The sequence below is a fragment of the Sneathiella sp. HT1-7 genome, assembly GCF_020731145.1.
Classification (GTDB): domain Bacteria; phylum Pseudomonadota; class Alphaproteobacteria; order Sneathiellales; family Sneathiellaceae; genus Sneathiella.
On the sequence record NZ_JAJFZN010000001.1, the window covers coordinates 300,641 to 324,562 of the forward strand.

General features: G+C 53.0%; 24 protein-coding genes. 10 read left to right on the top strand and 14 right to left on the bottom strand.

Translation table 11 applies throughout. The features are described from left to right. Positions 1-17: 17 nt before the first annotated feature. Positions 18-893, bottom strand: coding sequence for a TIGR01459 family HAD-type hydrolase (locus tag LKE13_RS01420; RefSeq protein ID WP_227947903.1), 876 nt, complete (start codon positions 891-893; stop codon positions 18-20). Positions 894-906: 13 nt separating this feature from the next. Next, a complete protein-coding gene (locus LKE13_RS18715) occupies positions 907-2,130 on the bottom strand; it encodes an EAL domain-containing protein (RefSeq protein WP_227947904.1) in 1,224 nt (407 codons plus the stop codon). A gap of 163 nt (positions 2,131-2,293) precedes the next feature. Here LKE13_RS18715 and LKE13_RS01430 point away from each other — a divergent pair, with 163 nt between their 5' ends. After that, on the top strand, positions 2,294-3,127 hold the full coding sequence (locus LKE13_RS01430; RefSeq protein WP_227947905.1) for an SDR family NAD(P)-dependent oxidoreductase: 834 nt from the start codon (positions 2,294-2,296) through the stop codon (positions 3,125-3,127). A gap of 3 nt (positions 3,128-3,130) precedes the next feature. Here LKE13_RS01430 and LKE13_RS01435 read toward each other — a convergent pair whose 3' ends face one another. The 5 genes from LKE13_RS01435 to LKE13_RS01455 all read right to left on the bottom strand — a co-directional run bounded on the left by LKE13_RS01435 (position 3,131) and on the right by LKE13_RS01455 (position 8,104). Further along, complete coding sequence (locus LKE13_RS01435; protein WP_227947906.1) at positions 3,131-4,087, bottom strand: acetyl-CoA carboxylase carboxyltransferase subunit alpha; 957 nt, start codon at positions 4,085-4,087, stop codon at positions 3,131-3,133. 115 nt (positions 4,088-4,202) lie between these two features. Further along, entirely contained in the window at positions 4,203-5,183 is a 981-nt protein-coding gene (locus LKE13_RS01440) for an HpcH/HpaI aldolase/citrate lyase family protein (RefSeq protein WP_227947907.1), read from the bottom strand. 96 nt (positions 5,184-5,279) lie between these two features. After that, entirely contained in the window at positions 5,280-6,173 is an 894-nt protein-coding gene (gene xerD / locus LKE13_RS01445) for a site-specific tyrosine recombinase XerD (RefSeq protein ID WP_227947908.1), read from the bottom strand. A gap of 1 nt (position 6,174) precedes the next feature. Continuing rightward, positions 6,175-7,983, bottom strand: coding sequence for a hypothetical protein (locus tag LKE13_RS01450; RefSeq protein WP_227947909.1), 1,809 nt, complete (start codon positions 7,981-7,983; stop codon positions 6,175-6,177). Beyond that, entirely contained in the window at positions 7,964-8,104 is a 141-nt protein-coding gene (locus tag LKE13_RS01455; RefSeq protein ID WP_227947910.1) for a hypothetical protein, read from the bottom strand. Before LKE13_RS01455 ends, LKE13_RS01450 begins: the two co-directional genes overlap by 20 nt. 208 nt (positions 8,105-8,312) lie before the next feature. On the opposite strand from LKE13_RS01455, the gene LKE13_RS01460 reads away from it, so the two are divergent. From LKE13_RS01460 to LKE13_RS01475, 4 genes are read left to right on the top strand one after another with little or no spacing between them, the layout of a single operon-like run. Continuing rightward, positions 8,313-8,906 carry a shikimate kinase gene (locus LKE13_RS01460; RefSeq protein ID WP_227947911.1) on the top strand — a complete coding sequence of 198 codons (594 nt, stop codon included), beginning with the start codon at positions 8,313-8,315 and terminating at the stop codon, positions 8,904-8,906. Beyond that, positions 8,903-10,042 carry a 3-dehydroquinate synthase gene (gene aroB / locus LKE13_RS01465; protein ID WP_227947912.1) on the top strand — a complete coding sequence of 380 codons (1,140 nt, stop codon included), beginning with the start codon at positions 8,903-8,905 and terminating at the stop codon, positions 10,040-10,042. The genes LKE13_RS01460 and aroB overlap by 4 nt, the downstream gene beginning before the upstream one ends. Positions 10,043-10,051: 9 nt before the next feature. Next, on the top strand, positions 10,052-11,344 hold the full coding sequence (locus tag LKE13_RS01470) for an HlyC/CorC family transporter (protein WP_227947913.1): 1,293 nt from the start codon (positions 10,052-10,054) through the stop codon (positions 11,342-11,344). A 38-nt stretch (positions 11,345-11,382) separates the two neighbouring features. After that, entirely contained in the window at positions 11,383-12,258 is an 876-nt protein-coding gene (locus tag LKE13_RS01475) for an AEC family transporter (RefSeq protein ID WP_227947914.1), read from the top strand. Between the two features lie 5 nt (positions 12,259-12,263). Here the strand turns inward: LKE13_RS01475 and LKE13_RS01480 are convergent, their stop codons facing one another. After that, the gene (locus tag LKE13_RS01480; protein WP_227947915.1) at positions 12,264-12,530 is read right to left on the bottom strand and encodes a ribbon-helix-helix domain-containing protein; all 267 of its coding nucleotides are present in this window, start codon (positions 12,528-12,530) and stop codon (positions 12,264-12,266) included. 131 nt (positions 12,531-12,661) lie between these two features. Beyond that, positions 12,662-12,919, bottom strand: coding sequence for a BolA family protein (locus LKE13_RS01485; protein WP_227947916.1), 258 nt, complete (start codon positions 12,917-12,919; stop codon positions 12,662-12,664). 222 nt (positions 12,920-13,141) lie between these two features. On the opposite strand from LKE13_RS01485, the gene LKE13_RS01490 reads away from it, so the two are divergent. From LKE13_RS01490 to cobT, 3 genes are read left to right on the top strand one after another with little or no spacing between them, the layout of a single operon-like run. Beyond that, entirely contained in the window at positions 13,142-13,732 is a 591-nt protein-coding gene (locus LKE13_RS01490; RefSeq protein WP_227947917.1) for a J domain-containing protein, read from the top strand. A 49-nt stretch (positions 13,733-13,781) separates the two neighbouring features. Continuing rightward, positions 13,782-14,783: a cobaltochelatase subunit CobS gene (gene cobS / locus LKE13_RS01495; RefSeq protein ID WP_227947918.1), complete on the top strand. Its 1,002-nt coding sequence runs from the start codon at positions 13,782-13,784 to the stop codon at positions 14,781-14,783. Positions 14,784-14,791: 8 nt separating this feature from the next. Then, positions 14,792-16,660, top strand: a complete 1,869-nt coding sequence (gene cobT, locus LKE13_RS01500) for a cobaltochelatase subunit CobT (RefSeq protein WP_227947919.1) — start codon at positions 14,792-14,794, stop codon at positions 16,658-16,660. A gap of 7 nt (positions 16,661-16,667) precedes the next feature. On the opposite strand, the gene LKE13_RS01505 is transcribed toward cobT, so the two are convergent. From LKE13_RS01505 to meaB, 3 genes are all read right to left on the bottom strand, one after another. Then, entirely contained in the window at positions 16,668-17,435 is a 768-nt protein-coding gene (locus tag LKE13_RS01505; protein ID WP_227947920.1) for a dienelactone hydrolase family protein, read from the bottom strand. A gap of 133 nt (positions 17,436-17,568) precedes the next feature. Continuing rightward, positions 17,569-17,856 (bottom strand): 50S ribosomal protein L28, encoded by a 288-nt coding sequence (gene rpmB, locus LKE13_RS01510; RefSeq protein WP_227947921.1) that lies wholly within the window; start codon positions 17,854-17,856, stop codon positions 17,569-17,571. A gap of 111 nt (positions 17,857-17,967) precedes the next feature. Continuing rightward, positions 17,968-18,969 carry a methylmalonyl Co-A mutase-associated GTPase MeaB gene (meaB, locus tag LKE13_RS01515; protein WP_227947922.1) on the bottom strand — a complete coding sequence of 334 codons (1,002 nt, stop codon included), beginning with the start codon at positions 18,967-18,969 and terminating at the stop codon, positions 17,968-17,970. Positions 18,970-19,071: 102 nt separating this feature from the next. Here meaB and LKE13_RS01520 point away from each other — a divergent pair, with 102 nt between their 5' ends. Together LKE13_RS01520 and LKE13_RS01525 are read left to right on the top strand one after the other, a co-directional pair. Further along, a complete protein-coding gene (locus LKE13_RS01520; protein WP_227947923.1) occupies positions 19,072-20,076 on the top strand; it encodes a proline racemase family protein in 1,005 nt (334 codons plus the stop codon). 23 nt (positions 20,077-20,099) lie between these two features. Further along, positions 20,100-20,498, top strand: a complete 399-nt coding sequence (locus tag LKE13_RS01525; RefSeq protein WP_227947924.1) for a cytidine deaminase — start codon at positions 20,100-20,102, stop codon at positions 20,496-20,498. Positions 20,499-20,515: 17 nt separating this feature from the next. Here the strand turns inward: LKE13_RS01525 and LKE13_RS01530 are convergent, their stop codons facing one another. Both LKE13_RS01530 and scpA read right to left on the bottom strand, forming a co-directional pair. Beyond that, entirely contained in the window at positions 20,516-21,550 is a 1,035-nt protein-coding gene (locus LKE13_RS01530) for a histone deacetylase family protein (RefSeq protein ID WP_227947925.1), read from the bottom strand. Between the two features lie 61 nt (positions 21,551-21,611). Then, positions 21,612-23,762: a methylmalonyl-CoA mutase gene (gene scpA, locus LKE13_RS01535; RefSeq protein ID WP_227947926.1), complete on the bottom strand. Its 2,151-nt coding sequence runs from the start codon at positions 23,760-23,762 to the stop codon at positions 21,612-21,614. Positions 23,763-23,922 lie beyond the last annotated feature (160 nt).

Genomic DNA, 23,922 nt, shown 5'->3' on the forward strand with positions numbered 1-23,922 from the left:
AGAGAAATTTGCCGTACCTACCAAACCATATGTCCCATCACATAAGTCGGTGAGAATTGATGAACTTGTGCGACCTCATCTATCTGCGCCGCTGTCGGCAACTGACCATCCTGCAGGCCCCAGTCATCGGCATGTATCCCGCCGCTCACTAAGACGCTATCGATCCCACTGGCGTCGGCACCCTTGATATCGGTTCTCATACTATCGCCAATCGCGAGAATCCCTGACGGCCCCAATAACTGTAATTTTTTCATCGCCTGCCGATATACTTCCGGATACGGCTTTCCGAAAAGCTCTACCCGCCCGCCGAGTTCCTCATAAAGGGCGGCAATCGCGCCTGCGCAATAGTGAGAGGTCGTCCCACGCATCACGGTCAGGTCTGGATTGGCGCAGAGCATCGGTAGATCCTCTTTTAGCGCTTCGTGCAATAATTCCCGGTAATCCTCTGGCGTCTCGATTTGATCGTCCACGAGACCCGTGCAAATCAAGAAATCTGCCTCTCTAACGGACGAAACCCGTTGATAGCCAAGACCATCCTCCAACCCTTTATCGCGAACTGCACCAATCTGGTAAAAAGCCCCACCACTGTTTTGTAAGAAAGGATGATCCCGACGCACCAGCACCTCGCGCGTTATATCGCCAGAAGTCAGAATATGGTCATATCGTTCCCTCGCCACGCCAATATTTTCCAAAAATTCGATCACATAGCCGTTTGTACGCGGGGCGTTAGAAAGAAGGAGTATCGGTTTACCCTCACCCCGCAACCTGTCCATGCAATCCAGTACGCCGGGATAGGGATGATGGCCATTATGCACCACACCCCATAGGTCGAGAATGAAAGCTTCATAGCTCGGCGCAACTCCGGCAAGGCCGGAAATAATCTTGAAAGACATAAAATATAACCTGTTAATTTACGGATTGAGGTGGGCGCGGCACACCGAAAAGATACCCCTGCCCAAATCCAACCTCTACATCCAAAAGGCCAATCACGGTGTCTTCATCTTCAACCATGCTGGCGATGAGTTCGATATTCTCACGCAGCAGGGCCTCCCGTAAATCATCGGGATGAATATCCATTGGCAGACCGGGGCGACCGGGAAGAAGCTCCTCTGCGGCAACTTTGAGATACCGGAAATGCCGCTTCCCAAGCTCGCTGAAATCGAAATCAAGCCGCTGCACATGATCAAGGGAAAATGAAAAACCCATTTTCGCTAGGGTGGATAGCCCCTTCTGAACGGGATCAGAAGCATTATCGACATCATCCTGTGCGAACTCAAGGATCAGGCTATTGCTCAAATCCTTGTTCTGGTCCAGGAATTCGACAAACTGACGAAAAAAGGACGTATCGTTCAATGTCCGGGCGGATACATTTACGAAAAAGCCGATATCCGAATTGCGCTGACGGACCCGGCGGATCAATTGTACGCACCGAATGAGCAGCAGATTATCAATGGTTCCAATCAAACCTGCATTCTCGGCAACTGAAAGATACTGGCCTGGCGTGATAACTTCCCCCTGAGGTCCGCGAATACGTGAAAACGCCTCGTAGAAAAGCGTGCGGCGCTGAGGTAGTCGAACGATCGGTTGCAGATAAAGATCAACCTTGTTTTCCTGCAAGCCGGAACGTACGATTTCCAGTATGGACTCATCCTGAGGCATGATTTCCTCGTCCGGACCATCACTATTACGGAGTGGTTCAGGTTGTTCTTCCGGTGCCTCCACCAATTCCTCATCTGCGGAAAGGATGATTTCTTCTTCATCCTCTTTTGTCTTTGTTGTCTGATCCGTTGAAAGTTGCTTCAGCAATTTGCGCAATATTTGCATTTCGCCAGCAAAGCTATCCATATTTCCGTCTTTGCCCGCAAGGCGACCGAGAATGTTGTCAAAGCGATCAAGACCAGTTTCCGCCATATCGAGATCGCTGCGCATTTTTAGCAAGTCACGCTGAAATCGCGATCGCTCCACATGCCGCATGATAAAATCATGGATCAAGGCACAAACAAGGAAAAATACGCCCCCGCCCCAATAGCCAATGACCGGGTCAATCCCTTGGACATAAACTGGCGTTTGCACAGCGATAACCACGGCCGTTAAGGCATAGGCAATAATAATTACGCCATGGTAGAGCACGCGACGATAATCCCCCTTAAGTTACAAGGCGCCAGTTTAGTCAAAAATTACAAATTGGAAAGTCATCTCTGCCGGAATGGCGAAAAACATCTATTCCTAGCACGCCGTGTATTGATATAGTCTTATACTCCCAATTCAAAAGCTCAAACAAAGAAGAACGAAAATGAACCGATTACAGGATAAGGTAGCCATTATAACAGGCGGAACTAGCGGGATAGGCCTGCGCACCGTAGAAGTCTTCGCTGAAGAAGGCGCGACCGTTGTTTTTTCCGGCCGCCGCGAAGCGGAAGGCAAAGCAATAGCCGATAAACTAGGCGACAGCGTACATTTCTTCCGCGCTGATGCCAGCATTGAGGCGGATATGCAGTCCCTCATCCAGGGAGCGGCTGAAAAATTCGGCAAGCTCGACTGCATTTTCAATAACGCAGGCGGCCCGGCCCCCGTTGGCAGCATAGAAACTGTCGACTTTGATAAGTCGATGGAAGCGATGACGCTCCTTTTCGGCGGCGTTCTCCTTGGAATAAAACATGCAGCGCCCATTATGAAGAAGCAGGGTTTCGGCAGTATTATCAACAACGGCAGTATCGCAGGCCATCTCGCGGGCTACTCAACCTCAATGGTTTACAGCAGTGCGAAAGCAGCCGTCTTACAATTGACGCGCAGCGCTGCCATGGAACTGGGCGAGAGCAATGTCCGGGTCAACTCTATCTCCCCTGGCGCCATCGCTACCGGCATCTTCGGCAAGGCCCTGGGTCTTAAAGGTCAGGCTGCGGAAGATACGGCGCAGGTAGCCGGAGAAGTGCTATCCCACGCGCAGCCCATTCGTCGGGCAGGTCTTCCCGATGACATTGCCAAGGCGGCCCTTTTCCTCGCGTCGGACGATTCCACCTTCGTCAACGCCGCCGACTTCCTTGTGGACGGCGGCATGATTGGTGGGCGTCACTGGTCTGCCCACCAGGAAAGTGTTCGCAGTCTCGGGAAAGCCTTTACAGGCTAATGATCAGCCTTCTTCGAGGCGACCAATCGCAAGGAATTTACGGCGGCGCTCCTCACGGAGCTCGCCCGGTTCCTTGCCCACAAGGGAAGTAAGTTCTTCTTCAATTGCATCCCCGAGCGCATTAATTGCAGCCGGAACGTCCCGCTGTGCACCGCCAACAGGCTCATCAACAATTCGGTCGATAACCTTGAGCTTCAAGAGGTCCTGCGCAGTAACCTTCATTGCGGTCGCCGCTTCCTGCGCCTTGTCACGCGTTTTCCATAAAATTGCCGCACAGCCTTCCGGTGAAATCACGGAATAGATGGCATTCGCAAACATCAGGACACGGTTCGCGCTCGCCAAGGCCACCGCCCCACCACTGCCCCCTTCACCGACGATTGAAGCAATCATGGGCACGCGTACATCAAGGCTCACTTCGATAGAGCGGGCAATCGCCTCTGCCTGCCCGCGTTCTTCTGCACCTATCCCGGGATAGGCACCGGATGTATCAATGAAAGTCAGTATGGGAAGGGAAAAATGATCGGCCATTCGCATCAGACGTTGCGCCTTGCGATATCCTTCGGGCCGCGCCATGCCAAAATTATGACGTAGGCGGGATTCTGTATCCTTGCCTTTTTCCGTGCCAATCACGACAACACTACGGCCACGAAAGCGGCCCATGCCACCGACAATCGCCTTATCATCAGCAAAGGCCCGGTCTCCAGCAAGAGGCGTGAATTCTTCAATCAACTGCGCCGTGATATCGCTTAGTTTTGGTCGATCCACATGGCGGGCAACTTGCGTTTTTTGCCAGGGAGTGAGCTTTGCATAGGTTTGCTCAAGCTGGTGGAGAGCCTTCTGGCGGAGTTTGGCAATATCCTCTTTGATCTCGATATCACTGCCGTCTTCCAACCCCTCCAGCTCGCGGATTTTGCCTTCCAGGTCAGCAATCGGCTTCTCAAAATCAAGAAAATTATTCATTAAATGTCCAAACCCCATAGTGATCAACGGTCTGATTAATAAATTGGCGGAACGGTTACGTCAATCAACCGTTCCGCCAGTATTAAAAATAGTGACAGCTATGTGATGCGAAAAATTATCCGCGTGCGGCGATGATGTCCGCCTGATTAACCAGGGCTTCTGCCTGCTTGATCGAGGCAATATCGATCAACCTACCATCAAGAGCAACCGCGCCCGCGCCATCTGCCTGTGCCTTTTCCATCGCTTCCAGAATGCGGCGCGCCTTGGCCACTTCTTCCTCAGCGGGGGTGAAAATGTCATTGGCAAGAGGGATTTGCTTCGGATGGATGGCCCATTTCCCTTCGCAGCCAAGGATGGCCGCGCGGTTACCATGGGCAATATACCCATCAGGATCGGAGAAATCACCGAACGGACCGTCAATCGGACGAAGACCATTGGCTCGGGCCGCCACAACCATGCGGGCGATGGCATAGTGCCACATATCACCCCAATGAAAATCGCGGCTTCCGTCTTCCGCCGGGTCCGTCAGCACACCATAAAGTGGGTTCGGTCCGCCAATGGAGGTTGTCCGAGCCTTTGTCGATGCCGCATAATCCGCCACACCAAAATGCAGGCTTTCGTTGCGCTTACTTGCCGCCGCGATTTCATGGATATTCTGCATCCCGAGAGCGGTTTCGATAATATGCTCAAACCCGATCTTCTTTTTGCGTCCTGTTGCCGCCTCGATCTGTGTCACCATCATATCAACGGCATATACGTCGGAGGCCGTGCCTACTTTCGGGATCATGATCAGGTCGAGGCGTTCCCCGCCTTGCTCAACCACGTCCACAATGTCGCGATACATGTAATGCGTATCAAGGCCGTTGATCCGGACAGACATCACCTTATCGCCCCAATCGATATCATGCAGGGCTTCAATGATATTCTTACGTGCCTGCACCTTGTCATTCGGTGCAACTGCATCTTCCAGATCTAGGAAAATGGCGTCTGCGTCTGACTTGGCCGCTTTTTCAAACATATGAGGGCTGGAGCCGGGAACGGCTAGTTCACAACGGTTCAGGCGCGAAACGCAAGGTTCCGGAACAGTAAAGCTCATGAGTTCTACACTTTCTTCGGTTTAGTTTGTGAATTTATTGCGAGGAAATTGCGTTAGCCGCGTGGCAGAGTCAAGTTTTCAGCGAATAAATTTGCGTCACGCCAGCGGATGGTGGGTTGCGACTATTTCTTTAAGCCGCTCCTGCAGGACATGGGTGTAAATCTGCGTTGTCGAAATATCCGAATGCCCCAGCATTTTCTGAAGACTTCGAAGGTCAGCGCCATTGGCCAGCAAATGACTGGCGAAGGCATGCCGCAGGACATGCGGGGATACTTTCGCGGGATCGATATTCGCCTCAATCGCGAGTTCCTTCAGGAGTTGACCAAGGCGCTGACGGGTAAGATAGCCCTGCCCTCCCCGCGACGGGTAAAGCCATTTCGAATGACCTCCGTCGGGGCAAAATTTTTCTCGCACATCAAGGTAATCATCCAGTGCCTGTTTGGACGACTGATTCACCGGAACGAGGCGTTCCTTGTTGCCTTTGCCACGCACAATAAGGAAACGATCCTGATCACGCAGCGCCGGAAATGGCAGAGATACAAGCTCCGATACCCGAAGGCCGGTCGCATAAAGCAGATGCAATAGCGACAGAAGACGTTTCTTCTCCGGCGTATCCCCGTCCGCCGCGGCCAGAAGGCTATCCACCTCGGCTTCTGTCAGATATTTCGGTAACCGTCGTCCGGCGCGCGGGCTATCAATGTTCAGTGCGGGATCATCATGACGAATATCCTCCCCCAACAAATAGGAGAAAAGCTGCCGTATGGCGCTTAAACGCCGCGCCTGCGTGCTTGCCTTTAGGCCGCAATCATCCAGCAATTTGAGATAAGCCTGAATATCCTTCGCAGATACGCTTGAAAGGTCTTTTCCGCACCGGAGGGCGAAACTCTCAAAGTCATTTAGATCCCGGCGATATCCGGACAACGTATTTTCCGCAGCGCCCCGCTCTGTCAAGAGCATCTCAAGAAAGCCCTCAATATAGTAACGGGACATCTTAAAGATTCCGCAATACGGCGGCCTCTAGCGCAAGTTGTCGTGCTTCTGTTTCAAGCCCGATAGTCTTGAGCGCGTCAAGTACCGCGATCAACGTCTCGGTTGAGGTCTTGCCGGGCCCTTCGACCCCAATTGCGGCTAGTGATAGCGCAACAGTCTCGCCCACCAAACCAGCGTCCGCCGCAATCTGCAGGTTTTTCTTAATTACAAAATTTGAAAAACCCGACCTAGGTGTTTGGCCTGCGCCAAGCGCAGCCGCCCAAAGATCACTTGATACCGGCTCGTCGAAGACATCAAGAATAGCGAGATACAGTCCCGTATTGTCTCCAGTTGCTGTTGCACCGCTATGGCCAAAGTCCGTCGCGTCAAAATTGGCCGCATTCCAGCGCGCAATGCCGGTCGTACCGGAGATGAGTACGTAGGCATCCGCGCGGGCGATAAATTTCCGCGCGATCTCACGTGCCGAAAAGTCCCCCCTTAGCGCTCCACGGCGAACTGCACGTTCCCATAGTGAAGCGGTTGCCTCTTCCTTCCCGACCAACGAAAGACGCAAGGCGTCCAGCTCAAACACATCTCCATATTCAGCCGCTGTCATTCCCGACAGCAGCGGCATGGACAGGTCGGCGGCGGCTAGATACGAGCCGTCCTGCCCCCCGACGGCCCAAAGCTCACCGAGCAAGCGGGCCTTTTCAGCATCCGCATCGGCCCCTAAGGTTTCGCGATAAAGCGCCGCAATCTGCCCAAGGATGGGGCTTTCTTCTGCCCCTTCGAGAAAAGCGCCTTCGCTTATAAGGCGGCGCGGGAGGATCGCGGGAATGCTACCGACGGCCAGCGATTCATAAGCGGCGGCAAATCTGGAATTGATCCCCGCAGTTTTATCCATTGCGAGCGCCCAAAGGATTGCATTTCCAGCGTTCTTCATTGAGGCAATGGGAAGTGACGTTTTCGATAAGCTCATCATCGCAAAATGCAAGGGCGTTAGAGGCTGGCCGTTCTCAGGAAGCGCTGCACTGCCTCCCGCCAGGCGGTCGTAGAGCGCAAAAAAAAGTGCATCCTCCCCTGCTGTCTCGTCGAGAAGGCTAAGGCCAATTTCCGCCCGTGCCATATTGCCCGCGACCATATTGCAAAAGACATCTGCCTTTGTCCAAAAATTGTCGGCAGTTGCCGCCTTGGTCCGGCCCACAATTTTGCAGGCTTGATCGTTCTCGCCTTTAAGCAACATAATTTCGGTTGCAATGCGGTTAAGCTCTGGCGTCATACTAGACGCAGGCACCCGGTTCACCAGGTCCGATGCATCCGTCACTCGTCCGGCGGCCATCAGTTTCTCAAGACGAAGCTCGATCAGATCCGATGATTGGCCCTGCGCTTGACTTTGCGGAATTGTGGCCGCTGTCAGCAGCAACCGCCGATAAAGCGTCTGCATCTCGGGAGATGCCTTCGGAACGGGGAGGTATTTAAGCAATGTCACAACACGCTCTAGCGGCGTTCCCTGCCACATGTCCGTCCCCAACCCACCATTTGTCGCGCTCAAAATGCCAATGGAGGCAGGGTTCAAGCCGCCCAGAGACTGGACAACGACGGCCCCCTTGATGCGGCTCCCTTCCAGCACGTTTTTTTGTGGCGCGGATGTCGTCTGCGATGCATTCGCTGGAGCTTTCTCAGGTTGCGTCGCGGGGGCCGATTTACCAAGTAGCGGCACCAGATTAAGAGGCTTTTCCTGTGCTGCGGCTATTGGTGCCATAGTCGTCAGGCCCGCAATCAACAGGCCAGCGCCGAACAAACACCTGAATTTATTTGGGGAATTGGTCATTCGGAATAACCTTTTCAACTTTTACCGTCGGTGCAGGAATATCCCAGGCGGAGAGAAAAACACCGCCGCCAATAACTGCTGCGGCTACCAAAAAAAGCAGAAAAAGGGAAAACTTAGACATATTCGATCACTATTTCCGAAATCAGAGCACCAAAAATGAGTGCATGTTAGGCAAAACTGTTGCTATTTAAAGCACTAAGCTGCGATTATGGTAAAAATTGGCTTTATTGATTAGCACGGTTCGGCGAATTACATCAATAACCTTAACAAAGATATTGTGCCGCTGGGTCTAGCGGATTGATCGCCTGACCGCTGAAAAAAGTGATAGGATGAACAAGATACAAGTTGCCGAAGCTGGCAAAGCCACTCCGGCTGATGATTTCGAAACCAGACCCGTCGTGCTGGTTGGGCTGATGGGTGCCGGGAAGAGTTCTGTCGGGCGACGTCTCGCGACCCAGCTCGGCTTACCATTTAAGGACGCGGATACGGAAATAGAGGCCGCATCCAATCTGTCTGTATCGGAATTTTTCGAAAAACACGGGGAAGCGTCTTTTCGGGAAGGCGAACGGAAAGTTATTGCTCGCCTGCTGGAAGAGCCACGACATGTTTTGGCAACCGGCGGCGGGGCATTCATGGACCCAAAGACACGCGCCCTTATTGCCCAAAAAGGCTGTTCAATCTGGTTGCGTGCGGAGCTTGATGTCATTTATAAGCGCTGCATGAAACGCAATAATCGTCCGCTTTTAAAAACAGGTAACCCGAAAGCCATTTTAAAGGATCTGATGGACACGCGGTATCCGGTCTATGCAGAGGCGGATATTACGGTCGACAGCGGCGATGGCCCGCATGAAATTGTGGTCGACAAGATTATTGCCGCGCTGGAAAACCTGCCAACGGCCCAAGACACCTCAGGTAGCAAATGACATCCTTACCGGTAGACCCCGCTCCGACATTAGAAAAAGTACAGGTTTCCCTGGGCGAGCGTTCCTATGACATTCTCATCGGCACCAATCTAATTGATGGCGCCGGCGCAACATTGCGAAATGTCCTGAAAAACCCTCGTGTCGCTATTATCACCGATGAAAACGTCGCTGCACTTCACTTGGAAAGCTTGCAAACGTCCCTGACTGAAGCGGGGATTGAGCATAGCGCTCTCATCTTTCCTCCGGGTGAAAGCAGCAAGAGTATCGCGACCTACGGGGATTTAATGAGCCGCCTGCTGGATAACCGCATTCAAAGGGACGAAGCTTTGATCGCCCTTGGTGGCGGAGTGATAGGCGACCTCACCGGTTTTGCTGCTTCCACATTGCGTCGAGGCGTAGATTTTATTCAGATACCAACCACCCTGCTGTCGCAGGTTGACAGTTCCGTTGGTGGCAAGACCGGCATCAATGCACCGCAGGGTAAAAACCTCATCGGGGCCTTTTATCAACCACGTATAGTACTCGCGGATATTTCCACTCTGGACACCCTGCCGCGTCGCGAGGTTCTGGCGGGTTACGCCGAAGTTGTGAAATACGGACTGCTCGGCGACTACGCATTTTTCGAATGGCTCGAAGCGAATGGTCAAAAGGTGATTGAAGGCGATACCGGCGCGCGCATATATGCGGTGGAGCAAAGCGTGAAGGCCAAAGCAGATATTGTCGCTCAGGATGAGAGAGAGTGTGGCGTCCGGGCCCTTCTCAATCTTGGACACACATTCGGCCATGCGCTTGAGGCAGAGACCGGTTACGGCGCGCATCTCAATCATGGTGAAGCCGTTGCCATTGGTATGATGATGGCGGCGGAGCTTTCCGCCCAACTCGGCTTTCTCGATCGTCAGGATTGCGGGCGAATTCGCGCACATTTCAAATCTGTCGGACTGCCTGTTGCTGTCCCCCAAATTGATGGCATTCTCTGGACTGCGGAAAAACTTCTCGCTCACATGCGGCAAGATAAGAAAATCAGTGGCGGCAAGATCACTCTTATTCTTATGAACGCCATTGGCGACGCTTTCAGCACAAAAACAATCGATGAATCGGATATCCTGTCACTTCTTCGACAGGAACTACAGGAATAGAATAAGGAAATGGACACGGGTGAAATAAATTTGGAATTGATCCTTCTGCCGCTCGCAATTTTTTTGCTGTTAGTGCTTTCTGCTTTCTTTTCAGGTTCGGAAACCGCACTAACCGGTGCCTCCCGCGCCCGTCTGCATCAGATGGAACAATCCGGCGACCATCGGGCCGGACTTGTAAACAGGCTACGCGACAAGCATACGAAACTTATCAGTGCCATTCTGCTCGGCAATAATCTGGTCAATATTCTAGCTTCTGCCCTGGCGACAAGTATTTTCATTTCGCTGTTCGGAGATATTGGCGTTGCCTATGCGACCCTTGTCATGACCGTTCTTGTGCTGGTCTTTGCGGAGGTTTTACCAAAAACGATTGCACTCCGGCGGACAATCCCCGTCGCACTTTTTGTTGCGCCCGTGCTGCGGCCCGCGATCTTCCTCCTCTCTCCCGTGGTCTTGGGTATCAACTATATTGTCGAGGTTACCCTGAGTCTTATGGGCATTAAGGGAGGTGACGGCGACTCTGATACCTTAACGGACGCCGCGCAGGATGAGCTGCGCGGGGCAATCGAACTCCATTCCGAAGATGCCGGCGTTATCATGCATGAGCGTTACATGCTGGATACAATCCTCGATATGGATGAGGTGGACCTTGAAGAGATCATGGTTCATCGCAAGAATGTGGAAATGGTCGATGCAGAGAAACCAGTCCGCGAAATTATCGATCAGGTTCTCGGGAGCCCCTTTACAAGACTGCCCCTATGGAAGAAAAATCCTGAGAATATTATCGGCATCATCCATGCGAAGGATATGCTTCGTGCCCTGATCCCTCTGGGCGGGGATTACGAGAAACTGGATATCGAATCAATCGCACTCGAAGCTTGGTTCGTGCCGGAAACCACAACCCTGCGCAGCCAGCTCAACGCGTTTCTGGAAAGAAAAAGCCATTTCGCCCTTGTCGTCGATGAATATGGCGCGCTTATGGGGCTGGTCACGCTTGAAGATATTCTTGAGGAAATCGTTGGCGATATAGCGGACGAGCATGATCTTGCTGTAAGCGATGTCCGACTGATGAAGGACGGCAGCATCATCACAAAAGGCGATGTCACCATCCGTGACCTGAACAGGCAGCTCAACTGGGCACTTCCCGATGAAGAGGCCGCGACGGTTGCCGGATTGGTCATCCACGAAGCACAGATTATCCCGGAAATTGGTCAAGCTTTTATATTTCATGGGTATAAGTTTGAAATTCTCAAAAAAGATCTTAACCAGATTACCGAACTTCGAGTCACCTCTCTTGAGTTATAGAATTTCTACCGGGCAGGCCAATTGGAAATTCCGCCAATATGTTTGAAATTCTCCTCAACATTATTGCTCCAGTCGTTGTAACCGCCGGGATTGGTTTTTTCTGGGCCAAGACCGGGCGCGCCTTTCATACGGAAACAGTGACCGGGCTGGTAACGAATGTCGGCTCCCCGATGCTGATTTTCTCAACGCTCGTCAAACTCGACATGGAACTTGGCGCATTCCTTGAGTTCGCGATGTTCGCTGCACTTTCAGCATTAGCTTTTTGCATCATTGGCGTCATTACACTAAAGCTCTGCCGCCTTAATATCCGCAATTACCTACCCGGTCTGATGTTTCCGAACACAGGCAACATGGGCCTGCCGCTTTGTTTCTTCGCCTTTGGGGAGGCTGGTCTCGCGCTCGCCATTGCCGTCTTTACCGTCTTTTCCACCCTGCAATTCACCTTCGGCATCTGGCTTTCTTCTGGGGTCAGTTCCCCCCGTCAGTTAATACGTACACCCCTGATTTATGCCGTGGTCCTCGGCCTGGGGTTAAAGGCTCTTTCCTTCCCTGTCCCGCTCTGGATCATAAATACCACCGAGCTTATTGGCAGCCTGACTATTCCCTTGATGATCCTTGCTCTGGGTGTAAGTCTTGCAAGTCTTTCTGTAAATCACATCCGGCTCGCAACCGGACTATCAGTTCTTCGACTTGCTATGGGATTTGCCGTTGGATACGGCCTTGCCGCCCTGTTTGGGTTGGAAGGGGTCGAACGCGGGGTCCTTATCCTGGAATGCAGTATGCCGGTCGCGGTGTTCAACTATCTTTTCTCGCTTCGTTATGACCGCGCCCACAGCCATGTTGCAGGGATGGTGCTCATATCGACCTTGCTCTCCTTTATCACCCTCCCCGCGCTATTGTTCTACCTTCTTTAAGAAGATCAGGAGTCGAGCTTACCGGACTGACTGCGATAATGATCAAGGATGGCAGATCGTATTCGGGAAGTCCGGGAATGCTCGCGCCGCCTCTCATCGCTGTCCGCTTTACAGCAGAAATCATTGATCGACATATTTTCACGCGTGCAAATATCGCGCAGGGCCTCCCATTCGATTTCCTCCAGCCTGATACTGGTCCGATGCGTCTGACCTGAAACGGGATCAATGATTGAAATATTACGATTGACGAGGGATTGGCTTATCTGGGTCACGTTAGGGCTCCTGTTGATGCTCTTATAAGTTGCCATATTTTTTTATAAACTCTCAAAAAGAGCATATAGGGGCGTGCCAAAATTGTTCAACAGTTTTTTCTGATGCTTTTATCTTATCTCGAATAGCGACGTTACGATCTTACGTTCAGTGCCAGCGCGTGAATATCTGTCTTAAGCTCCTCCGAAAGGACATCATACACAGCCCGTTGGCTGGCAACGCGGGACATCCCCTTAAATTTCTCCGCGGTTATTTCCACCCGGAAATGGCTTTCCCCTTGAGGGCGAGCCCCTGCATGGCCCGCGTGCAGATGCGATTCGTCAACGACAACAAGGCTGGTTGGGGAAAACGCCTCTTTGAGCTTATTTTCTATGGTTGCTGCGACTGACATTATGCCTGCATTCCTTACTATCTTGATGTAACACCGTACTGACAGTCTTATAGCAAATTTTTACGCTACGTATCGATTGCGTAGAATATTTTTTCTGGGTGCTTGGTGTCAAAACACCTCTACAGGTGAATGTTGCCCAATTACCGTCGTCACGGAGTTAAAAAACGACTCCTTTTCGACCCCGGCCTTGCTATGGGAGCAGGCAACACCCATAATTGTCAAATGTCGAAGAATAGAGAAATACCACTTGATGATGACGCCCCGGAACCGTTCAACAGGCAGTGCGAACATGAGGATTGTTTCGAGACGGGAGAATTTAGGGCGCCGAAGGCACGGCTGCTTGATCGAGGAAACCCGGCAGATTATCAGTGGTTCTGTCTTGCGCATATCCGTGAATTCAATAAATCATGGAATTTCTTTGACGGCATGTCGGCGGAAGAAGTCCTTCGCTACAAGGATGAGGATATTACCGGCCATCGCCCAACCTGGAAACTAGGTACCCGCACAGCAAGTTCGCGCGACGAATATCGCTATAATGATCCGTTCGATTTTCGTGACGATATGGGGGCTTCGGAAAAGGCCTCTGCTAAATCCCGTGCAAACGGTCATCCGGAAATGGATCCAAAGGAACGAGAGGCACTTGCCGTCTTGAATTTACATCCCGGAAGCAGTCTCGAACAAATCAAGCGCAGACATAAGCAACTTGCAAAAAAATACCACCCTGATATCCGTGGTGGTGATAAAAAGGCTGAAGAAATACTAAAAAACATCAATCAGGCCTATACACATTTGCGATCTTGCGCTAACTCGTAAGCTTGCCCGTAAAAGAAACACCACAAATTGTGACACGGAACTACATTTTATGACGTCCTTAGAACTTGCCGGTGAAACGCCGGAAATAAAAATTGATTTGCCCGATACGAAGGTTTCCGTTCGGGAAGTTTTTAAAATTGATAGTGACCTGGAAGTTCCGGCCTTCAGCGTGACGACCGACCGCGTGCCCGATCTCGATCCGGCCTATGTTTTCGATCACGACACCACGCTCGCGATTTTGGCAGGATTTGCCTATAATCGCCGCGTGATGGTGCAGGGATATCATGGTACCGGGAAATCCACCCATATCGAACAAGTCGCCGCACGTCTGAACTGGCCTTGTGTCCGGATTAACCTCGACAGCCATATTTCACGTATCGATCTGATTGGCAAGGATGCCATTGTCCTGCGCGACGGCAAGCAGGTAACAGAGTTTCGCGAAGGGATTCTCCCTTGGGCGCTACAGTCACCAACAGCGATTGTCTTCGATGAATATGACGCCGGGCGTCCGGACGTCATGTTCGTGATCCAGCGCGTTCTGGAAGTTGAAGGCAAACTAACCCTCCTCGACCAGAACAGAGTTATACGCCCTCATCCGGCATTCCGGATGTTTTCGACGACGAACACCGTAGGTCTTGGCGACACAACCGGTCTATATCACGGCACCCAGCAATTGAACCAGGGCCAGATGGACCGCTGGAATATTGTAACAACATTGAATTACCTGCCGGAAGATACCGAAAACGAAATCGTACTCGCGAAACTGCCAGGCTATGATAATGAAGAAGGCCGCAAGAAAATCCGTGCCATGGTAGCCTGCGCAGATCTTAGTCGGGCCGGCTTTATCGCTGGCGACATCTCCACCGTAATGAGCCCAAGAACTGTGATTACATGGGCTGAAAATGCTCAGATTTTTGGAGACGTTGGCTTCGCCTTCCGTGTGACCTTCCTCAATAAATGCGATGAAATGGAACGGCCAATAGTTGCCGAATATTATCAACGCAGCTTTGGTGAAGAACTCCCTGAATCCGCTGCCAATATCGTCGCGTAAGCGCTCCCGTGGCCTTTATCAAAAATAAGGAGCCTGCGGCAGAGCCCTTTAAGCGCGCCGTCACCGCCACCATGCGGGCGATGTCACACGAGAAGGAACTTGAAGTTGTCTATGGCAATGACGCACCGGGGATGAGCGGTGATCGCGCGCGCCTGCCAAACCCGGCAAAAGACCTCCCGGCAGAGGATATTCGCCTCGTGCGCGGGCTCGCCGACAGTATCGCCCTTCGTAAACGCTATCACGACGACGGTATGCATGCGCGTTATGCCCCGGAAGGCGGCGACGCCAAGGCTGTATTTGATGCAATTGAACAGGCTCGGGTGGAAGCCATTGGCGCAGGCCGGATGAAAGGCGTTGCCGACAATCTTTTTAACCGCCTCGATAACCATTGTAAGGAAAGCGGCTTTGACCGCATTTATGATAAGGCTGACGCCCCAATTTCAGAGGTTCTTGGGCTTCTCGCCCGAGAAAAGCTGGCCAACATACCTGTCCCTGAGAGCGCCCGAAACATGGTTGACCTCTGGCGCGCCGAGATTGAAGAAAAAAGCGGCGACGATTTTACTGATATGCTCGACGCCATTGCAAGCCAGAAAGAGTTTGCGAGTGCGGCACGGAAACTCCTTAAAGATCTCGACCTGATCGACGATGCTGAGGGCGAGTTTTCCGACGAGGATGACAGCGGAGACGGTGATGAAGGCGAACAGCAACCAGATGCTGAGAGCAGCGGCTCCGAAAGTGATGATGAGGCGCAAGACGCCAGCGCCGCCGAGGATGCGGATACGCAAGAAGGCGCCGGTGAAGACGGCACCGATACCGAAGCGGGCGAAAGCGCCGATATGGAAGCAACAAGCACCGGCGAAGATGCGGGCCGTGACAGCCGCCCGGTTTACCCTGATGACTTCCGCAATTCACCGGAGGCTGCCGCCTATAAAGCATACACCACCGAATTCGATGAAGTCATTCAGGCGGGGGACTTATGTGAACCGGGAGAACTCGCCAGACTTCGCCAGCAGCTCGATCAACAGCTAACCAACATGCATAGCCTGGTCAGCAAACTGGCCAACCGGCTGCAACGCAAACTTCTTGCGCAACAGAACCGTTCCTGGGAATTTGACCTGGAGGAAGGCATTCTGGATGCTGCGCGTCTTTCCCGCGTGGTTGTCGATCCGCAACTCCCGCTTTCCTTCAAGGTGGAGCAAGATACGAATTTCCGCGATACGGTTGTCACGCTGCTGATCGATAACTCCGGCTCCATGCGCGGAAGGCCGATCTCAGTTGCGGCGATGTGCGCCGATGTACTCGCCCGCACGCTGGAGCGGTGCTCGGTCAAGGTCGAGATTCTCGGTTTTACGACCCGCGCCTGGAAGGGTGGTCAGTCACGTGAAAAATGGCTTGAACAGGGGAAGGAGGCAAACCCTGGTCGCCTCAATGATCTCCGTCACATCGTTTATAAATCGGCCGACTACCCCTATCGCCGCGCCCGTCAAGCACTTGGCTTGATGCTACGCGAAGGGCTGCTAAAAGAGAATATCGACGGGGAAGGTCTGTTATGGGCCCACAACCGTCTGCTCGGCCGGCCAGAGCAACGACGCATCCTGATGGTAATCTCCGATGGTGCACCAGTGGATGACAGCACGCTGTCAGTCAATCCAGGCAATTACCTCGACAAGCATCTGCGCGAGGTAATCAAATGGATTGAAACGCGCTCCCCGGTCGAATTAATTGCCATCGGCATCGGCCATGACGTCACGCGCTATTATCAACAAGCCGTTACCATCATCGATGCCGAACAATTAGGCGGCGTTATGATGGAACAACTTGCCGATCTTTTTGACGAGCAGAAGCGCACAACGCGGAAAAAATCCGACCGCTGGTAGAGCTTTCCTAACCCCTTAGGTTCTTCTTGAAAAACTCAAGACTACGTTTCCAGGCTAGCTGTGCATCCGCCTGGTCATAACGGCCGCCTGACGGGTTTGCGAATGCATGGTCCGCATCGTACCAGAAGACTTCCGGTGCTGGCTCCCCTGCGAGCTTCATCTGCTCCACAAAGCCGTCAACCATTGCCTTGTTGATCCATTGATCCTTTTCGGCAAAATGGCCCATAACCGGTCCTTTAAGGACCTTTAACTGGTCTGCGGTCCGTTCAACACTACCGTAATAAACAATTGTCGCCTCGGTCGGAGCCGCTATGGAAGCGTTCAGTGCCCAGCCGCCGCCAAAGCACCAACCGATAGTTCCAAGACTATCCGTGGTTTTTTCATTCGCACGTGCCCATGAAATCCATTTTTCAAGCGTTTCTGTTGCGTCGGCAGGTTTGACAGCCTTCATATACTGCCCGGCCTCTTCACGGGTTGTGCCGACATTACCGCCATAAAGGTCGACCGCTACGGCGACATATCCTTCCCGGGCAAGTTCTGCTGCAACCGCCTTGATCTGGTCATTGAGGCCCCACCATTCATGAACGAGAAGAACGGCTGGTGCCGGTGTTACCTCCGGATAGATGACGGAGGCCGTTACTGATTGCCCGCCATCAAGCTTAATGGTCACATCTTCCGTCATGTCAGCGGCTGCTCTCGCGAGCAATGGATCCGCCAGAATTGCCGCCAACGGTAAAGTTGCCGCGCCTTTTACGATATCACGTCGTGCATACATCTAAATTTCCCCTATTGAAAAGCCGATCAGGATCCTTTTTAGATAGGACGCGCAATTCAGGAGGCAAATTTGACATAAAAAAACGGGTGAGGAAAACTCACCCGTTTATCTTTTCTTGATCTTCAGATCAGATTTATGCGGAAGCTGCCGCTTTCTTGATCTCGCGCTTAACCCGCTGGGCCTGCAGCGACAGATTTGTGTCACGCGCCTTCAGCAGGAATTTGTCCAGACCGCCATTATGTTCAACAGATCGTAGCGCCGATGCCGACACTTTCATGTTGAAGGAGCGACCAAGTGCCTCGGACATCAAGCGGACTTCCTGCACATTCGGCAAAAACCGGCGACGGGTTCTATTTTTGGCGTGGCTGACATTATTACCCGCCTGAACACCTTTACCTGTCAATTCGCAACGACGTGCCATCCTGGACCTCTTTAACCAATTAAATAGGAATGCCGGCGCAAAACGCCGGACGTGAGGACGCTATTTAAGGAATGACGGCGCATCCGTCAAGCATATTAGGCCGTTATCTGCCTATTTTCCCAAAAAGATTTCCAAGAGCTTCTCTGCGGCGGCTGTGGGCGCAATTTGCGCGGCCTTTACATCCGCTTCCATCTTTTTAATGCGCGCGGCCACAGCCTCATGGCTCTTGAATCGCGTCATCAGGGAATCACCCAGCTCAGACCACATCCAGGCAACCGCCTGCTCTCGTCTCTGTTCGGTGAGTTCGTCGTCTTCGCCGCGCGCCTCGCGATAATTCGTGATCGTATCCCAAAGTTTGTCGATCCCGACTTTATTCAGCGCAGAAACCATCAGGACTTTCGGTTTCCAGTTCTTGCTTTTTGGACGCATCAAGCCAATTGCGCCTTTATATTCCGCTGCTGCCCGCGCCGCTGCTGCTTTCAAGTCTCCATCTGCCTTGTTGATAACAACAATGTCTGCGAGTTCCATCACGCCGCGCTTGATTCCCTGTAATTCATCCCCGCCCGCGGGCGCAAGAAGAAGAAGGAACACGTCAACCATTTCCGCCACGGTGGTTTCGGATTGCCCGACACCGACTGTCTCAATCAGGATAACATCAAATCCCGCCGCCTCGGTCAGCAGCATGGCCTCCCGTGTGCGTCGCGCAACACCGCCAAGCGAACCGCCAGAGGGCGATGGCCGGATAAAGGCGTTCGGGTCACGGACCAGCTCTTCCATCCGCGTCTTATCTCCCAAGATAGAGCCGCCGCTCCGCTGGGAGGATGGATCGATGGTCAGTACAGCAACTTTATGCCCCGCACCTGTCAAAAGTTTGCCAAAGGTTTCGATAAAGGTGGATTTACCAACACCCGGGGTACCCGATATCCCAATCCGGATAGAATTACCTGTGGACGGGAGGATCAGGTTGAGCAGTGCCTGCGCTGTAGCCCGATGATCATCCCGCACGGATTCCACGAGTGTAATAGCCCGCGCGAGCGCCCGCCGATCTCCCTGCCGTAATTTCTCAGCTATTCTCTCGGCATCCGCCGCTATTTTTTCGCCCGTTTCATTCATAGACTTGGGTATGGGAAAATCCCGCGCCTGCGTCAAGTCAATTGAAAGCACTATCGGAATTTAACGGAAGGCCCTAATCTAGATACAAAGGATGAGTAAAAGATGATCAGCAGTATACAGACAGTCGAAATGCATACCGGTGGGGAACCGCTTCGCATCATCACAGATGGCGTGCCGATGCCGGACGGGCATACCCTGCTAGAAAAGCGGGCTTATCTTCGTGCTCATGCCGATCAGTATCGCCGTTTTTTGATGTTTGAACCACGCGGCCATAAGGACATGTATGGCGCACTTCTCGTACCGCCTGACCATCCGGAGGCCGACCTTGCCGTTATATTCATGCATAATGAGGGATACAGCACCATGTGCGGCCACGCGATCATGGCACTTGGCCGTTATGCGCTGGACTATGGCTTGATCGTGAAAGAAGACAAGGAAACGCCGGTCAATATCCAGTGTCCTTGTGGTTTGGTTCGCGCCCATGTGGCGACTGAGAATGGTGTAACCGGCGCGGTCAGGTTTGATAGTGTGCCAGCCTTCGCCTATAAAATTGGACAGTTTGTCGAGACACCTGACTATGGCCCGGTAGAGCTGGATATCGGGTATGGCGGTGCGTTTTACGCTATTCTAGATGCTGGGAACCTTGGACTGGATGTGCGAACAGCCCGCACCCGTGACTTGGTGATGGCAGCAACCCAAATTTCCGACGCGGTAAAAGCGCAAATTCAGATCACCCATCCGGAGGAAGACGATCTAGGTTATCTCTATGGCACCATACTGACAGATGGCGCCACGGGACAGGGCGGCAGCCCAAGCGTAAATATCTGCGTGTTCGCGGATGAGCAGGTGGACCGCAGCCCAACCGGATCAGGCGTCACCGCACGCATGGCCCTTGCCGCCGCCCGAAAGGCAATCGAGCCCAGAGAAACCTGCCAGTTCGAAAGCGTGACCGGCGCCATCTTCGACGGAAAAATTGCAAACGAAACGAAAGTGGGGCCGTATAATGCCGTGACGGTTGAGGTTGCGGGCCACGCCCATTATTCTGGAACGGCTGAGTTTACATTCGAAGACGGTGATCCTCTCGGCAGTGGATTTCTCCTTCGATAGTATTGTAAAGGAAATACGGGATCATGGACAAAGTCGACCTGAAAACCGAAGCGGACAAGGCGCTCGAGAACGCCTACTCCCCTTATTCCAAATTCAAGGTCGGGGCGGCTATCCTGACGGAAGCCGGCAACCTCTATACAGGTTGCAATGTCGAGAATGTTTCCTACGGCCTTACCATCTGCGCGGAACGCACCGCCATTACCCAAGCGGTAGCTAGGGAGGGCCCGGACATGAAACTCCGCGAAGTGCTCATCGCCAATCGCAATGAAAAAGGCGTATCCATCCCCTGCTCCCCTTGCGGAGCGTGCCGCCAGTTTATCGCCGAATTCGCAACACAGAACACCCGGGTCCGTTACGCGGGCAAGAGCGGAGAAGTCACCAAATCCGTGAGTGATCTCCTCCCGGACGGATTTAGTTTCTAACGCGTTTACCGCAACAGCTAACGCACCTCTTCAAAACCGGAGATAAAGCTTGTGATATTCGCGCCGAGGAAATCGCGATTATAGCCCCCTTCCTGCACCAGAACCGTCGGAAGATTGAGCTGCGCGATCCGCGCTGCAATCCGCCCAAACCCCTCCGTCGTAATGGAAAGCCCGATCAGCGGATCGCCCTTAAACGCATCAAGACCCAGCGCGATAAAAAGAACATCCGGCGCATAAGCCCGAAGCGCCGTCATAGCCTCCTCCATGCGGTCGAGGAAGGCTTCATCCGCGCTCTCGGGTGCAAGTGGCAGGTTCAGGTTATAACCTTCTCCTGCGCCCGTTCCGCGCTCATGTGCATAGCCGGAGAAGAAGGGATAAAAATCCGTCGGATCGCAATGGAGGGAGATTGTGAACACATCCGCGCGGTCATAGAAAATTCCCTGCGTGCCGTTGCCGTGGTGCACATCGACATCAAGGATTGCGACACGGTTCACTTTCCGGCGCGCATATTCGGCGGCAATGGCGATATTATTGAGAAAACAGAAACCGCCGGCCTGGTCCTTGAAGGCGTGGTGTCCTGGTGGGCGGCAAAGCGCATAGGCGGAGAGCTTGTCATCCAGATTGGACAGCACATAGTCCGTTGCCGTTAACGCAACATTGTTGGAGGCGACCGCCGCCTCCCACGTCGTCGGGCCAACGGGTGCGGAGATATCGGTGGTATAAAAACCAACCTCGCCAACGATCCCGCTCGGCATCGACGACATATGCCGCCCCGGGTGAATGTTGGGGAGCACTTCCTCGCCGCCCATCTGCGCCGCCAACCAACGCGCATGTATGGTCTCGAGAAAATGAAGATAGCCCGGCGTATGCACCGCCGCCCGTGGGCTCGGACCAAAATCCGTCGGTGCCAAAATCTCATGACCGGCCTCTTTCAGCCCCTTAACCAGCGCATCCGCTCGGCCCGGTACTTCCTGCGGCTCATGAAATGCCCCGCCCTTGAAATATGTTTTCGGATCATGCTTTGCATGATCGGGGCTATAGATAATCTTCATGAATGGCTCCCTGCCCTGTTGTAATGACGTCTATATCATACAACACCGGACAGGAAACAGGTCAAGCCGCCTTGCGTTTTTTCCGGATCAATTCGAGTACTTCCGCAGCAGCCTTCGGAATATTGGTTCCGGGGCCGTAGATAGCGGCAACGCCCGCATCATAGAGCACGTCATAATCCTGCGCCGGAATCACACCACCGCAGACGACGAGAATATCTTCTGCACCCTGCTTCTTAAGCTCATCGATGATCTGAGGGACAAGTGTCTTGTGGCCCGCCGCCTGTGAGGAAATTCCGATGACATGGACATCGCTCTCGATCGCGTCCTGTGCGGCTTCTGCAGGGGTCTGGAAGAGCGGCCCGACATCCACGTCGAAGCCGATATCGGCGAACGCAGTCGCGATCACCTTGGCGCCGCGATCATGCCCGTCCTGCCCAAGCTTGACCACCAGCATACGCGGGCGGCGTCCTTCCTCACGAGTAAAAGCATCGATATCGTCGCTAATCTTCATAAAGCCCTCATCCCCCTCATAAGCTGCCCCATAAACTCCGGAAATGGAACGGATTTCCGCCCGATGCCGGGTGAAAACCTTTTCCATGGCGTCGGAAATCTCGCCAACGGTTGCCCGCGCCCGTGCGGCGTTTACACAAAGCTCCAGAAGATTTTCCTTGCCTTCTGCACCCTTTGTCAGGGCGACCAGCGCTGCCGTGCAGGCCGCGCTATCCCGCGTACTCCTGATTTTCTCAAGCCGCGCAACCTGCTGTCGGAGAACTTCCGTATTATCGACATCAAGAATTTCTATATTGCTGTCGTCCTTGTCGATCCGGTATTTATTAACCCCGACGATTACCTCTTCGCCGCGGTCAATGGCGGCTTGACGGCGGGCAGCGGATTCTTCAATCCGAAGCTTTGGCATCCCGCTTTCGACTGCTTTGGTCATACCGCCCATTTCCTCAACCTCCTCAATCAGCTTCCAGGCTTCCGCCGCGATGGAGTTGGTCAGGCTTTCCACATAATAGCTGCCGCCAAGCGGGTCGATCACATGAGGTATGCCGGTTTCTTCAGCGAGGATAAGCTGCGTGTTGCGGGCAATGCGCGCGGAGAAATCCGTCGGCAGCGCAATTGCCTCATCAAGCGCATTTGTATGCAGGCTTTGTGTGCCGCCAAGAACTGCCGCCATGGCCTCGTAAGCCGTGCGGATAACATTGTTGTAGGGGTCCTGCTCGGTCAGACTGACGCCTGATGTCTGGCAATGGGTGCGCAGCATCAGGGAGCTTTGGTTCTGTGGTTCAAACTGCTTTATCATTTTCGCCCAGAGCATTCTCGCCGCGCGCAGCTTGGCAATCTCCATAAAGAAATTCATGCCGATAGCGAAGAAGAAGCTGAGGCGTGGCGCAAAATCATCAATTTTCAGGCCGTACGCCATGGCGGCACGCGCGTATTCCAAACCGTCGGCCAGCGTAAATGCAAGTTCCTGCACCTGTGTCGCACCGGCTTCCTGCATGTGATAGCCGGATATGGAAATGGAGTTAAACCGCGGCATGTTGGCGGAGGTATAGCCGATGATATCGCCTATGATCCGCATGCTTGGCGCCGGCGGATAGATATAGGTATTGCGGACCATGAACTCTTTCAGAATATCATTCTGGATCGTGCCGGAAAGCTGCTCCGGCTTCACGCCCTGCTCTTCTGCCGCGACGATATAGTTCGCTAGAATTGGCAGAACCGCCCCGTTCATAGTCATGGAAACGGACATCTGATCGAGCGGAATGCTATCGAACAGGATTTTCATATCCTCAACACTATCGATGGCCACACCGGCCTTTCCGACATCCCCGACAACGCGTGGATGATCCGAATCATATCCGCGATGTGTGGCCAGATCAAAGGCAACGGAGAGGCCCTTCTGGCCGGCGGCTAAGTTACGGCGATAGAAAGCGTTTGATTCTTCGGCGGTTGAAAAGCCAGCATACTGACGGATCGTCCATGGGCGGTTGGCGTACATTGTCGCGCGTACACCGCGCTGAAATGGGGCAACTCCGGGCAAAGCGCCCTCCAATTCCATGCCTTCCAGATCGGCGGCTGTGTAAAGCGGCTTGACGGTAATTCCTTCGGACGTTTCCCAATTAAGTTCATCCAGCTTGCGGCCGCGAAGTTCCTTCTCCGACAGCTTTTCCCAGTCCTGAAATGTTTGTTTTGGAAAGTCGCCCATAATTTCTTTTCCTTTTTATCCCGCCACACAATAAGCCGTTACCCAATCGATAGCCCATTCTGGCCGGGACCTATATCATAGAATTTTAAAAATACCAAACGAGCGTTAGCTTTACGATACAGCGAGCCTAATATGACGCATCGAAATCGACTTTTCTGTA